Source organism: Vibrio sp. QJM3NY_27 (genome assembly GCF_057785955.1).
On sequence record NZ_CM173512.1, the window covers coordinates 998,069 to 1,011,686 of the forward strand.

General features: G+C 45.8%; 11 protein-coding genes. 5 read left to right on the forward strand and 6 right to left on the reverse strand.

Annotation, left to right across the window (positions count from 1 at the left end; genetic code table 11):
* Positions 1-104: 104 nt before the first annotated feature.
* The 5 genes from AC3CIA_RS20160 (at position 105) to AC3CIA_RS20180 (ending at position 6,166) form a co-directional block, all read left to right on the forward strand.
* Complete coding sequence (locus tag AC3CIA_RS20160; protein ID WP_004732042.1) at positions 105-926, forward strand: phosphate ABC transporter substrate-binding protein; 822 nt, start codon at positions 105-107, stop codon at positions 924-926.
* Positions 927-1,037: 111 nt separating this feature from the next.
* The gene (pstC, locus tag AC3CIA_RS20165) at positions 1,038-1,967 is read left to right on the forward strand and encodes a phosphate ABC transporter permease subunit PstC (protein WP_004732040.1); all 930 of its coding nucleotides are present in this window, start codon (positions 1,038-1,040) and stop codon (positions 1,965-1,967) included.
* Between the two features lie 15 nt (positions 1,968-1,982).
* The gene (gene pstA, locus AC3CIA_RS20170) at positions 1,983-2,846 is read left to right on the forward strand and encodes a phosphate ABC transporter permease PstA (RefSeq protein ID WP_004732038.1); all 864 of its coding nucleotides are present in this window, start codon (positions 1,983-1,985) and stop codon (positions 2,844-2,846) included.
* 90 nt (positions 2,847-2,936) lie between these two features.
* The gene (gene pstB, locus AC3CIA_RS20175) at positions 2,937-3,686 is read left to right on the forward strand and encodes a phosphate ABC transporter ATP-binding protein PstB (RefSeq protein WP_065111481.1); all 750 of its coding nucleotides are present in this window, start codon (positions 2,937-2,939) and stop codon (positions 3,684-3,686) included.
* A 335-nt stretch (positions 3,687-4,021) separates the two neighbouring features.
* On the forward strand, positions 4,022-6,166 hold the full coding sequence (locus AC3CIA_RS20180; RefSeq protein WP_488518921.1) for a sensor domain-containing diguanylate cyclase: 2,145 nt from the start codon (positions 4,022-4,024) through the stop codon (positions 6,164-6,166).
* Positions 6,167-6,303: 137 nt separating this feature from the next.
* Here the strand turns inward: AC3CIA_RS20180 and AC3CIA_RS20185 are convergent, their stop codons facing one another.
* The 6 genes from AC3CIA_RS20185 to AC3CIA_RS20210 are packed head-to-tail and all read right to left on the reverse strand — an operon-like array spanning position 6,304 to position 13,294.
* Positions 6,304-7,986 (reverse strand): BatD family protein, encoded by a 1,683-nt coding sequence (locus tag AC3CIA_RS20185; RefSeq protein ID WP_488518922.1) that lies wholly within the window; start codon positions 7,984-7,986, stop codon positions 6,304-6,306.
* A gap of 2 nt (positions 7,987-7,988) precedes the next feature.
* Positions 7,989-9,941: a VWA domain-containing protein gene (locus AC3CIA_RS20190; protein WP_488518923.1), complete on the reverse strand. Its 1,953-nt coding sequence runs from the start codon at positions 9,939-9,941 to the stop codon at positions 7,989-7,991.
* Positions 9,934-10,926, reverse strand: a complete 993-nt coding sequence (locus tag AC3CIA_RS20195) for a vWA domain-containing protein (protein WP_488518924.1) — start codon at positions 10,924-10,926, stop codon at positions 9,934-9,936. The genes AC3CIA_RS20190 and AC3CIA_RS20195 overlap by 8 nt, the downstream gene beginning before the upstream one ends.
* The gene (locus AC3CIA_RS20200) at positions 10,919-11,404 is read right to left on the reverse strand and encodes a DUF4381 domain-containing protein (protein WP_280543928.1); all 486 of its coding nucleotides are present in this window, start codon (positions 11,402-11,404) and stop codon (positions 10,919-10,921) included. Before AC3CIA_RS20200 ends, AC3CIA_RS20195 begins: the two co-directional genes overlap by 8 nt.
* Complete coding sequence (locus tag AC3CIA_RS20205; protein WP_488518925.1) at positions 11,401-12,327, reverse strand: DUF58 domain-containing protein; 927 nt, start codon at positions 12,325-12,327, stop codon at positions 11,401-11,403. Before AC3CIA_RS20205 ends, AC3CIA_RS20200 begins: the two co-directional genes overlap by 4 nt.
* 10 nt (positions 12,328-12,337) lie before the next feature.
* Positions 12,338-13,294: an AAA family ATPase gene (locus tag AC3CIA_RS20210; protein WP_017081852.1), complete on the reverse strand. Its 957-nt coding sequence runs from the start codon at positions 13,292-13,294 to the stop codon at positions 12,338-12,340.
* Between the last annotated feature and the right edge of the window lie 324 nt (positions 13,295-13,618).

Sequence of the window (13,618 nt, forward strand, 5' to 3'; positions counted from 1 at the left end):
TATAGGCTTCAATTAAGTGAAACACAACTGTCACATTCGGATTCTAAAGTAGGCCTCGTTCAAGCAAAACATTACGGCAATAACGCCACTAAAGGAAATTTGTGATGAAAAAGACAGTTATCGGTGCAATCGCACTACTAGGCGCTCTAACAGTGAATACAGCTTCAGCTAAAGAAACTATCTCTGTAGTTGGCTCTAACAGTGCTTCTCCACTGGTTGAAGTTTTTGCAGAAACCTACATGAATAAAGGCGAACCAGTGTTCATCGAAATTCAAGCACCAGGTTCTTCTGCAGGCATCAAAGCAGCAAAAAATGGAAGTGCTGACCTTGGTATCTCTTCTCGTGACCTAAAAGAAGAAGAGAAAACAGCTGACCTGAAAGAGCTCGTTATCGCTCGTGACGGTATCGCAGTTGTTGTTAACCCAAATAACGAAGTATCTGCTCTTACAGCTGAGCAAATCACTTCAATCTACAAAGGCGACATCACTAACTGGAAAGATGTTGGTGGTGCTGACAAGCCAATCGTAGCAATCACTCGTGATACTGCATCTGGTACACGTGGTGCATTCGAAGACATCATGAAGCTTAAGAAGAAGATTGGCGACAAGAAAGTATCGGCTATCTCTCAACGTGCACAAGTTGCAAACGGTAACGGCGCACTTAAAGTTTCTGTAGCAAGCAACCCATACGCTATCGGCTTCATCTCTCTTGGTACTGTAGATAACACAGTTCAAGCTCTAACTATCGATGGCGCAGCAGCATCAGTTGAGAACGTAAAGAACGGTTCTTACAAAGTTGCTCGTCCTTTCCTAGTTCTTTACAAAGCCGGCGCTCCAACAGCTGAAACTCAACAATTCCTAGATTGGATGGTTGCAGATGAAGCTCAAGCTATCGCTGACAAGAAAGGCTACATCACAGTTAACTAATCTTAACTGACCAACACTTAATTATTGCTCAGCCTAACTTAGGCTGAGCCTTTTCTTTCAACTTTGTCTATTTCGAGCTCTTGTTGAGCCACAAAGTTTGAGATTTTATATATGACCATCGCAAATAGTGAAAAGCTTATGAATACTGAAGCGACTCAAATCAACAAGCCAAGTCTACGTGCTAAGAAGCGCATCGACTGGAGAGAAAGAATCTTCCACGGCTTGTTCTTATCGAGTGCTGTAATCGGCATCGTATCACTAGCCGTTATCGCTTACTTTATCGTTGCAGAGAGTATCCCTGCATTCCAAGAGGCCGGTGTTTCTGGCATCGTTCTGGGTGTGGATTGGTTACCGCCAGCTCTATTCGGTGTTGCAACCATGATTGTTGCATCGATTGTCTCGACGCTTGGCGCCGTAGTTGTTGGTGTACCCGTCGGTGTATTAACCGCTATTTTTATTGCTGAGATTGCTCCTAAGCGTCTTGCCGATATTATTCGACCAGCAGTAGAGCTTCTAGCGGGTATCCCGTCGGTAGTTTACGGCTTCTTCGGTCTAGTAATCATCGTTCCTATGATTCAGAACATCTTCCAAGTACCAGCGGGTAACACTATCTTCGCGGGTATCATTGTTCTGGGTATCATGATTCTTCCTACCGTTATTACGGTTTCTGAAACTTCGATCCGCGCTGTACCTCGTACGTACAAAGAAGGTTCACTTGCACTGGGTGCTTCGAAAATCTACACGATTTTTAAGTTACTCGTTCCTGCTGCACGTTCAGGCATTATGACGGGTGTGATTCTGGGTATCGGTCGTGCACTTGGCGAAACGATGGCAATCATCATGGTGATGGGTAATGCGCCAGCAATGCCAGAAGGTATTTTGGATTCGGCTCGTACGCTAACCGCAAACATTGCTATTGAAATGTCTTACGCAAGTGGTATTCACGCGAGTGCACTGTACGCAACCGGCGTTGTGCTTCTGGTATTCATCATGATGTTGAATGGTGCTCTGCTTTATCTTAATCGTGAAAAAACGAAGTAGGCGAGGATAAGTAATATGGATCGCGTAAAACTAAAACAAGCACGTCAAATGAAAGATAATGTCTTGAAAGGCTTTATCTGGGCGGCAGCAGCAGTCACCGTTGGTTTCTTATTCTGGATCATTTGGTACATCCTATCGAATGGCCTGCAATACGTAGACTGGAACTTCATCACCGACGACTACACTCGAACCGGTGAAGAACGTGGTATTTTCCCAATGATCATTGCCACGATCTACATGGTAATCGCATCGATTGCAGTGGCGGCGCCACTCGGCATTATGACGGCAATATACCTAACCGAATACGCAAAAGTGGGCAGTAAACTGGTTAAAGTGATTCGTTTCTGTACAGAATCTTTAGCGGGTATTCCATCGATTATCTTTGGTCTGTTCGGTATGACCTTCTTTGTTTCGATTCTTGGTCTTGGCTTCTCGATTCTGTCGGGTGCACTAACACTAAGTATCCTGATTCTTCCTGTAATCATTCGTACTACAGAAGAAGCATTGATGTCAGTACCACAAACTTATCGTGAAGGTTCATACGGCCTTGGCGCTTCAAAAATCTACACTATCTGGCGTTTGATCTTACCAAGCGCAATGCCAGGTATCTTAACTTCGGTCATTCTTAGTATTGGTCGTGTAATTGGCGAATCAGCACCTGTATTTTTAACAGCAGGTATGGTGGCACGTGTTCCTGAGTCGGTATTTGATTCTGGCCGTACACTAACGGTTCACCTATATAAGCTGACAACAGAGCTATTTACTATCGATGAGTGGAACCAAGCCTACGGCACGGCGACAGTCCTAATCGTATTGGTTCTCTTGATCAACATGGTTACAAAACTGATTGCGAGACGCTTCAACACGGCAACTTACTAAGCTAATTAGCTGGCTCAACAATAAAAAGAGCCTCCGTGATAAAGAAAGCATCAAGTTAGACACGAATTTAAGAATTTAGAGAAGACGAAAATGAACAAATTTGATATTGAGAACCTAGATCTGTTTTACGGTGAAAACCAAGCGCTTAAGTCTATTAACCTGCCAATTCCAACGCGTCAGGTAACGGCTCTGATTGGTCCATCGGGTTGTGGCAAATCGACGCTGCTACGTTGTTTAAACCGCATGAATGACCTAATTGAAGGCGTTACTATTAAAGGTAAGCTGGATATGGATGGCACAAACATCTACGGTAATATTGATGTGGCTGACCTACGTATTCGTGTCGGCATGGTATTCCAAAAGCCAAACCCATTCCCAATGAGTATCTACGAGAACGTCGCTTACGGATTACGTGCTCAAGGTATCAAAGACAAGAAACACATTGATGAAGTAGTCGAAAGTTCACTACGTAGTGCGGCACTTTGGGACGAAGTGAAAGACCGTCTTAAAGCACACGCGTTTGGTTTGTCTGGTGGCCAACAACAGCGTCTATGTATCGCTCGTACCATTGCAATGGAACCGGATGTAATCCTGATGGATGAGCCTACATCGGCACTCGATCCAATCGCGACACACAAGATTGAAGAATTGATGGAAGATCTGAAGAAAGACTTCACGATCGTTATCGTAACGCACTCAATGCAGCAAGCGCGTCGTATCTCAGACCGCACGGCTTTCTTCCTAATGGGAGAGCTTGTAGAGCACAACGAAACGAGTGTTATCTTCAGCGAACCAAAAGATGATCGTACCAAAGGTTACGTAAACGGTGACTTTGGTTAATTAGATTAACTCAGTGCTGTTGTAGTTTTTTAAAGGACAGCACGCTAACTGAAACGCAGGTTAGATAATCAAATCGTTCGACAGAATTATCACTATAACTATAAGCGATGGAAGTTTTGCCCCACTTTAATGTGGGGCTTTTTTATGTCGTTAAAAAAGTCTTAATGTCGATGAAATTTTGGGCAGAAAATCCCATTTTTGTCGTCCTTCTCATGCTTGTGATAATGTAAAAATTGAAATTGCGACCCGCTTAACATCTCATTTTTAGTTACATTGATTGCATATCAAGGCTTCGGTATTTTTGCTTCAATCTCATTAGCCAATGGACGGAAGCTGTGCCTGTTAAAGCCTTTGCAAAACAAATACCTGCTACTCGCGACCACCGTCTGTTGGCAGAATCTCTTTTTGGTTACCTTGTTGAGGTGCTCGCCCCAAAAGGGATCGGAGTATTTGCCGAGCCAACACCAGAAGGCGATTCGTTACCCTTGTTTTCTTGCGGTGAGCTAACCTCTCTCGACAAGTATCCCTCAACCTTTTGGCCTTGGGTTTCCCAGTTTGATACCGCGGATGGTGTGCTTCCAATGTCTATCAATACTTGTAAGTGGGAACACATGGAGGTGCTGGGGGGCGAGTCGTTCATTATGATGCTAGACAACGCGCCTACCTGCAGAACTTATTTAATTGTTCAAAATTGCAATGCTCAGCAGATCAACCAAACGTTCGACCAAGATCTTGATGTCCTTCAACTAGCCGCAGCTCGCTGGCAGTGTATTCGTGCGGAAAAGAACGCGGCACTTGAGATCAAACACAGAGACACACGTGAAGCGCAGTACCTTGATGAAATTAAGCTGCGAGAGCTATTTGTTGAGAACATGAAACTAGTCCATCAGGTCGCGTTAGAGCTTTCTAATCCTGACTCTTTGGATGCTTTGTATAAGGCTTCTGTTGAGGCAGTGCGCGACCGTCTAGGCTTTGACCGTGCGATCTTCATGTTACTCGATATGAAAAAGCGCTGTTTTAGCGGCACTTATGGTACTGATGAGGCCGGTAAAACCAACAGCGAACATCATACCCAGTACGACTTGCATCAACTCGAAGCGGAATACATTGAAGCGTTGTCAGACAATCACACCAACTTGGTTATTATCGAACAGGCACCTCTCTACACCGAAGGAAAAGTAGTAGGGCAAGGCTGGAATGGAATGTTGATCTTACGTGAAGGTGATAAACCAGTGGGTTGGATTGCAATGGATAACTACATTCACCGTTCACCAATTACCAATTACCAAAAGCAGATGCTTGAATCCTTTGGTTCTCTGCTTTCTCAAATCTACATCCGCAAACGGCAAGAACAGAACATCCGTATGTTGCACTCAAGTATGGTGGAGCTGTCTCGTTGCGATAGCGTCAGTGAAGTGTGCAAATCGGCGGTAAGCTTTGCGATTCAGCATTTAGGCATTGATCGATTGGCGGTTTTCCTCACCGATAAAAATTGCAGTTACATGCAAGGCACGTGGGGCACGGACATAAAAGGCGACATTGTTGATGAATCCTATTACCGCTCTGAGCTGGTGGAGCGTGACATTGTAGCCGCAGCTCGCGCTTGCCCTAATCAAGTCGCCTTTGAAGAATCGGTGCCTATCTATCACGATTTCAATATTGTGGGAGTCGGTTGGACGGCAATGACGATGCTCACCACCAATACGGGTGAGCCGATTGCGTTTATAGCCGCGGACAATTTGTTAACTCGCAGCCCTTTAACGTCACAACTGCGTGAAGTGATACGTATCTTCGCTTCTAGTTTAGCTGAGGTGCTACAGAGAACCATGGCGCAAGAGGAACTCAAAAAGCTTAATGAGACGCTAGAGCAAGAGGTCAGCAAGCGCACTCAAGAGCTTGAACGAGCCAATGAGCAGTTGGATATCATCTCTAAATTAGACCCGCTGACACGTCTTGGAAATCGGCGTATGTTGTCGCAGGTGTTAGATGATCTAAATTGTGACGATCGAGGGGCGTTTGCCATACAAAATGAAGTCACATTCGGATTGATCCTCGTCGACCTTGATCATTTTGGTTTGTACAATACGGTTTATGGGCATACAGAAGGTGACGCTGCTCTGCGCACCATCGGCAAGATACTCAATGCCCATGTTCATAGCGATAAGGAAACCTTTTGCCGTATTGGTGGTGAGGAGTTTATGTTGTTGATGATCGGCACTCATCACTCTGAAACTAAACAGCGTGCAGAGTCGATCAGAAAATGTATTGAAGAGGCGAAGATCCTTCATTGTGAAAGCAGCACCAGCCAGTATTTAACCGCATCTGTCGGTTATGCTTCAATCACCTCCGATCAACGCCAATTCGATTTCGATCTACTGTATGGCAAGGCAGACAAAGCTTTGTATCAAGCCAAAGACTCAGGGCGAAATCGAATTGTCTCTGCTCTAAAGCGAAGAAAGGTCGCGACGCCACTGATTTAACCTGGCGTTTATTTTTCCCTATCTCAAAAACGACTGAAGCCGTGATGATCACAATGTGGTCATCACGGCTTCGTTCTTTTTTGTTTACTTAGCTTTTCTGTTTAACTAGCTTTCTGCTTACTTAGAACGCTGGTTAATTAAAGCCTTTCTAATGTGCTCTTGTGTGCTGTGTTCGAGATGCGTTTTGGTTTCTTAACCGCTTTGATTACCTCAGAAGGATCCCATGACTGACTTGGTGAGCCAGCTTCAGCATAGAGGCTCTGATTTAGCTTGGTGAGCTCAGCTTCGATCACTTCTATTGTCTCGTCACTCAAGTCTGGATTTTCTGCTTTCCATTGCTCAAACAAGGTTCTGGTCTTCACACCGTCTTTCATTTTCAGAGCGGCAATAAGCGCTTCTGTCGTATCGGATTGACGTTCATCTTTTTGCTTTGGTTTTACTGCTGTACCACGGTGTGACCAGAAATAAAAAGCAACTGCAGAGCTAATTACCCATAAAGCAGCAAATAGCGCGGTTAGGTAAGGCCAGATTCCGGGGCTTTCTACGGTAACTATCGTCGGGCTGGCTTGCTGAGTTGGTGTCTCCATAACAGGCGCTGGCGAGCTTGAGCTAGCGCGTTCACTTGCCTGAACCGACAACTCAAGACCAAGAGCTTTACTGATTTCTTGTGATTGTGAGTCAGTGTTAAACCAAGCTTGAGAAACATCAGGAAGCGAGATATTTCCAGCCTCTTTCGGAATCAAGACTTGCTTGTAAACAACGACAGCATCACCGGATTGGGTGGTGCCAAATTGCGGTTTTTCTTCATAAACACGTACCGTTTTAGGGTAGGTGATATTCAGTTTTGGCAATTGATGTTGGGTCAAGTTACTGGCTGTCATGGTGATGGTTCGAGTTAACGAATCACCGGCTTCCATTTCAATCTTCTGTTTGTCGTCACCCAAAGCATTGCCATCTGTGAGTTCATTACCTTGGCTGTCTGACCATTGTTGTATCAGCTTAAAGTTAGATGTTGGTAACCACTCACCTTGATAGCCTTTGGGTACCGGATTCACTGTGACATCTAAGGTTTCAACAGGCGTGTCGAGCTGGAAAAGGCGCGTTGTGCTTGAGTTGTTGGTTGAGTAAACAACGGCACCGGTTAACTTTGGTCCTTGAAGCTGAAATTGTCCTGCTTGCTGTGACGATATATGGAAAGATTGCTGAACAACCGTGACTTCTTGTCCGTTGATAACATCTTGAAATTGCTTAGACTCTCCAATCGGTTCCACGTCTAATTGCGCTGAACTTGGTGGCGCAATTTTAGGATCTTGCAGCCTTCTAGGATCAGCCTTAATGATGAGTTTTACATCAAGCTCCGCGACCTCTTGAGGGTATAGCGAATCTTTATTCAGATTAAGTTGAAACTCGGCCATATCACTCTGCTTTGGAGCGGCTTTATTAACCGCAACATTGATGGTGATCGGTTGGGTTTTTGCGCCTTCAATATCAAAGCTAGGAATCTCTAATCGGCCTAATCGAAGTGGGGCAAGGGTAATATTCCACTCGCTAGACACAGTGCGGCTACCATTGACGATTCGCATCGATGACCCAAAGCTTGGGGTGCCGACGTAGAAATTCTTCTGAAGGGAGGTCAGGTCTAAAGCACCTGACGATACTTTTTCATCGGTCGCCACTCTAAGTAGGAAGACTTCATCTTTGGTAACACTGTTTTGCGAAACGCTCGCAACAGCGGTTGCTGCGAATACAGAATGTGACGAGAAAACACCGATTAGCAGTGTCAGTATTATTGATAAAAATGGCTTGTTTAAAAATCGCATGGTTACCACTTTTTGTTTTGGTTGTTAGGAGCACTTTTTTGTCGTGCTTGTAGAATCATTTGCGCTTTAAGCAGTTGGCTCGGATCACGGGCGCTTTCTACTTGCTCAAGTTTCCGCATATCAGGATCGCTCGACATCGGTTGACCTGATACTTGCGCTGCAGCTTGTTGAGCGTTGTTATCACTGTCTTCTTTATCAGACTCTTGAACTTGGGCTGTCTGAGATGCTGAGTCATCTTTGTCTTGTGACGGCTTATCTTTTTGACCCGCTTTGTTTTGTTGCTCAGCTTGCTTGTCGTTTTCTTCATCCGCCTTGGAATCAGAGCGGCTATCAGCTTGGCTTTGGTCAGTATTCTGAGTTTGGCTTTCACTTTGATCTTGTTTGTTGCTTTGATCTTGGCTGTCGCTTTGACTTTGCGGTTTGCCATTGTCAGCAGAGTCTTGTTGTTGATCCTGCGAGCTTTGCGAAGAATCATTTTGCTGACCTTGCTGACCTTGCTGACCTTTCTGACCTTGCTGACCTTGCTGACCTTGCTGACCTTGACCTTGTTCGTTTTGGTCTTTGGACTCAGAATCGTCTTGCTGTTGCTGTTGCTGTTGCTGTTGCTGTTGCTGTTGCTGTTGCTTCTGAGCCTGTTCGACAATCTCTAGGTTCTTCTTCGCATAAGCATGTTCAGGGTTGCTTTCGAGAATACGTTGATACTCTTCAATCGCTTGGTCGTACTTACCTTGCTTTGCTTGTGCATTGGCGAGATTGTAGCGAGCATCTTCGCCAGAAAGACCTTGCAGCGTCTGTTCGGCCGCTTCGAAATCACCGGCTTTGTATTGCGCAATGCCTTTCCATTCTTGCTGTTCGAACTGTTCTGCGGCTTGTTGAAAGTCCTCATCTTGATACAACTGATAACCCACTTGGTCATCGGTTTTCCAAGGATTTGCAAACGCAGTATTCGGCTGGCTAAATGATACAAGCACAGCTAGGCCACACCAAATGACCCCTTTTCGAAATAGCCCAAGGGCAGGAAGTAACAGAAACGGCAATAGCCAGAAACCGTTGTTCACTCTGGTGTTGAGTGAGTTATTGGTCTTGGTGACTTCTGATGTTGTCGCAACTCGGTCGAGATAACTTGCGATGTGCTCAACATCTGAGTTATTAAATTGCACCTCGGTGAATGTGCCACCAGAGCGACGAGTCAGGTCGCGCATATTGTCTAAGTTGGTTTTCGCAACCACGGTTTGCCCTGAATCTGTTTGCAGCATCGACCCACTTGGTAGAGAGATTGGCGCGCCACTTTCCGTACCTACAGCCAAGACTGATAACGTCCAATTGTTGCCAGAGAGTAGCGATTCGATCTCTTTCTTCTCTTGAGCATCGATATCATCGCCAATCAGTACCAGATCGCCTTGATAGATATGAGCACGAGTCATCATCTCAATCGCGAGTTTGATTGCTGATGCAGCATCCCCGCCTTGGAAGGGCATGATATCCGGGGAGAGATTAGGGACTAGGTTCTTGATGGTATTGATGTCTGACGTCAAAGGACTAATGGTGTAAGCATCACCTGCGTAGGCCACCATTCCCGTCAATCCTTCTTGCCATAATGAGAGCAGATCCAAAGCCTTGTATCGCGCCTGTGTTAAACGGTTCGGTTTAATATCTGTGGCGTACATAGACATCGACATATCCATGATCACAACTCGCGCCTGCGTTTTTTCAAAGCTCGGCTGTTCATTTTTTTCAAAGCTTGGTCCAGCTAACGCGATGACGCCGACTATCCACCAAATACCAAAGTAAGTACTGCGGTTTTTCGAGGGTTTACTCGATTCAGGTGCCAAATAACGGGCGATGTGTGACGCCAATAATCCTTGCTTGGATTGTCTCTTGCTCAGCCACCAAATTGCGGGCATTACGGCAAGCGCCAAGAACCAATATGGGTAGATAAAAGTAAAGTTAGACATTGTTTCTCCTAATGGCTAACAGCATAAATGCGAAGAACATTGCCGCAGACAATGGCCAGACAAACCACTCTTGTTGTGGTCGCCAGATCTTAGTGGCGTTCGTCACGGGTTCTAACTGGTTGATGGTGTCGTAAATCGTTGCCAGCTCTTTGCAGTCTCGCGCTCGGAAGTACTGACCACCAGTGCGTTTGGCGATTTCCATTAGTGTGCGTTCATCAAGGTCTTGAGCGGTATTGACCTTACGAGTCATGAAGAACTCTTTGACCATCATTTCACCCGCACCGACACCCACGGTGTAAATCGTCGCGTTGTACTTCTTAGCAATATCCGCGGCTTCAAGTGGATCTAATACGCCCGCGGTATTGCTGCCGTCACTGAGTAGAATCATTACACGCTGAGGGGCATCGCTGTCGACGAAGGTTTTGGTTGCAAGGCCAATACCATCACCAATCGCGGTTTGAGTACCAATCAGCTTTAACACAGCCTGATTGAGTTGTTGTGAGAGCGTGTCTCTGTCTAACGTCAGTGGCGTCTGCAAGTAGGCGTGATCAGCAAATAGCACCAGTCCGACTCGGTCACCTTTGCGTCGCTCAATAAAGTCACTCAATACATGTTTTACCGCAGATAAGCGGTCGATGTATTCACCATTGAATTGCATGTCCTCTTGGCTCATCGAGCCGGAGAGGTCGACAACCAACATCAAATCACGGTGTTTTGGCTGAAACTCAACCGGTTCACCGTACCAAACTGGGCGTGCCATGGCTGTTACCAATAAAAGCCAGATGATGACCGACAACGCCTTGGGTAAGCGACTGCTCGGCGTTTTGGTATTGCTGTCCTCGGGCAGAAATGGAAGCCTTAGGGCATTGTTCGATTCCGCCTTAGGAGAGAAAAAGTAAACGAGAACCGGCAGTGGCGCGAGGAAAAACATCCACCACCAAACGAATTCAATATTTAGTAAGCTCGTGCTTAAAAGATCAGTCATAACGACCTCGCTTTGGAGGAAGGGCTTTACGAAGCCATGTTTCGCAATCATTAACCAATTGCTGTTGAGCCTTTTTCTGTTCGTCGCTCATTAAGGCTGTATCTTGGTAGAGCGCTTGTTGCCATTGCGATTGTTTTGCGGCGAACAACGGCTTCGCCAATTGCGCATCTAAGAACGCCAACCAATCGTCACCAGATAAGCCTGCCACTTTGTCGCGTGGAAAATAGCTCAGTGCAGCCTGACGAACGATGTCTTGAGCTGCACTCGGAGATAAGGTATTGGAAGGCTGACTATCACGAAAGCAAGCAAGTGCTTCGTTCTTCGCGTATTGGTTCTTTTGTCTGCGTTTTACAATGAAAAATACTAAGGCGATCAGAACGATGGCCGTGATAATGATTAACCACCAACCCCATGCCAAAGGCCACCATGACGGTGCGCTTGGCGTAATAATCGGGCTCAGGTCGAGAGGTTGATTCATGACTGAACTCCTGCTACTTGGCTCATGAGTGACTGCGCACTCGACAGCGAGCTATAAGGTATCGCGAGAGACAACCCCATCTGTTGCAGCTGCTGTTTCTTAAGCGAAAAAGCATGGTTAAGCTTTTGCTTTTCTTTATTAGAAGAGAAATTAAACCATTGGGTTTTGCTGCCATCGGTGACCTGTTTAGAACCTTTATAGGCGGTTTCACCTTGCTCCAGCGGATCGTAGAAATGCACCAGACGTACTCTGTTGTGTCGGCGAATTTGACTGATAAGTGAGTAGTCACTTTCTTGGTAACGCACAAAGTCACTGAGCATAATGATATCGCTGCCTTTCGGACAAAGCTGGTGAAGAGACTTCAGCCCATGCTCTAAGGTTGTGTCGCTGTGATTGTCTTGGTTGGTCAGCGCTGCGTTATTGATTTCTATGACTTTTTGTAAAATACGTAGCGGAGCATGGTTGCTAGCACTGGGTTTAATCTCAATGATCTCTTGGCCAGTATCGATCACTGCGCCAATACGATCTTTTTGAGCAACGGTTAACCAGCAAAGTTGGCTGGCAAAGTGCGCGAGTTGAACTGATTTCAGCAACAAGGTTGAGCCGAAAATCATACTGCTCGACAGATCTAAGAACAAAATCACAGGCTGCTCTCTTTCTTCAGAAAACAGTTTGGTGTGCGCCTTGCCTGTTCTCGCCGTGACGCGCCAATCAATGCTACGGATATCGTCACCCGCCTGATATTGACGAACTTCAGAGAAATTCATGCCGCGACCTTTGCGGTTGCTCTCGTGCTGGCCGTTAAGTTGTGACCAAAGGCTTTTGGCTGGAGGCAACCAGCGAACAGACTGCGCTTTGTATTGCAGCAGCTCATCTAGATTTAACGTGACACCGTCACTATGATTGGGTAGTTGATTATTCATGCGCGTATCCCTATGCGCTGCCAACCAATGAAATAAGGTGTGCGATCACTTGGTTTGCGGTGACCCCTTCAGCTTGTGCGTGGTAGCTGCGCAGTAGACGGTGGCGTAACACAGGGAATGCCATCGCTTGAACATCTTGCGGTGTTACGTAATCGCGGCCTGCTAGCCATGCGTGCGCTCGGGCACATCGGTCTAAAGCAATAGTTGCACGTGGGCTGACACCCATGTCTAACCATTGATCAAGTTGGTCGCTGTATTGCTTAGGTTGGCGAGTCGCCATAACCAGTCGAATAATGTACTGCTCGATGGTGTCTGCCATGTGAATGTTGAGCACTTCTTGGCGCGCTTCAAAGATCGTTTGCTGAGATATCTCTTGTGGCTGAACAGATTCGTTGCCTTGAGCTTCGCCTCTGTTTAGGCGCAAGATCTCCAGCTCACTTTCCATGTCTGGATAAGCCACTTCTAAATGCAGCAAGAAACGGTCTAATTGAGCTTCTGGTAGCGGGTAGGTGCCTTCTTGCTCAATCGGGTTTTGCGTTGCCATCACCAAAAACAGATCCGGTAGCGCATAGGTTTTTCGACCTGCAGTCACCTGTTTCTCGGCCATTGCTTCTAACATCGCGGCTTGTACTTTCGCCGGAGCACGGTTGATCTCATCCGCTAGAATAAGCGAGTTAAAAATAGGCCCAGATTGGAAGGTGAACTCTCCCGTTTCTGGACGGAAAATATCGGTACCAGTCAGGTCGGCAGGCAATAGGTCAGGGGTAAATTGAATACGATGAAAATCTCCCTCGACACAGTCAGCTAGCGACTTTACGGCGCGGGTTTTTGCCAACCCCGGAGGCCCTTCAACAAGAATATGACCATCTGCCAGTAAGGCGATCATCAGTTGTTTTACGAGCTCTTGCTGACCAATGATTTGAGACTCTAGGTAGTTTTGAAGGATTTCGAAGTTATTTTTATGCATTTTTGGACTCTCTGGGGGCCATTTGATTCTTATTTTGAGTATTGGTCACTGATTACCAGGAAAAAGTTCCAGTACATTTGCGGAATTTATTTTTTCAAAATTGGAAAGATTTACAAGTGTTTAGCTAGAAAAATCACTGAACAGTGAATTTTTACCATATCAATCGCTTTTTATACAATAAAGCTCAAAGGTGTGCTGCTGCCTGACTCAGATAAAAATTAAAGGGTTCGATACTAAGGGTGAATATCAATAAGGGGGCGTATTTAGCTAATTAATCTCAACCCCACAAGAAATGATTGAGTCGTTACATCATATTTGCAGTTT

Excerpts from the sequence above, each read along its gene's own strand:
- AC3CIA_RS20210 (WP_017081852.1), bottom strand. The coding sequence starts at position 13,294 with ATGCATAAAAATAACTTCGAAATCCTTCAAAACTACCTAGAGTCTCAA.
- pstA (WP_004732038.1), top strand. The coding sequence starts at position 1,983 with ATGGATCGCGTAAAACTAAAACAAGCACGTCAAATGAAAGATAATGTC.
- AC3CIA_RS20205 (WP_488518925.1), bottom strand. The coding sequence starts at position 12,327 with ATGAATAATCAACTACCCAATCATAGTGACGGTGTCACGTTAAATCTA.
- pstC (WP_004732040.1), top strand. The coding sequence starts at position 1,038 with ATGACCATCGCAAATAGTGAAAAGCTTATGAATACTGAAGCGACTCAA.
- AC3CIA_RS20200 (WP_280543928.1), bottom strand. The coding sequence starts at position 11,404 with ATGAATCAACCTCTCGACCTGAGCCCGATTATTACGCCAAGCGCACCG.
- pstB (WP_065111481.1), top strand. The coding sequence starts at position 2,937 with ATGAACAAATTTGATATTGAGAACCTAGATCTGTTTTACGGTGAAAAC.
- AC3CIA_RS20195 (WP_488518924.1), bottom strand. The coding sequence starts at position 10,926 with ATGACTGATCTTTTAAGCACGAGCTTACTAAATATTGAATTCGTTTGG.
- AC3CIA_RS20160 (WP_004732042.1), top strand. The coding sequence starts at position 105 with ATGAAAAAGACAGTTATCGGTGCAATCGCACTACTAGGCGCTCTAACA.
- AC3CIA_RS20190 (WP_488518923.1), bottom strand. The coding sequence starts at position 9,941 with ATGTCTAACTTTACTTTTATCTACCCATATTGGTTCTTGGCGCTTGCC.
- AC3CIA_RS20185 (WP_488518922.1), bottom strand. The coding sequence starts at position 7,986 with ATGCGATTTTTAAACAAGCCATTTTTATCAATAATACTGACACTGCTA.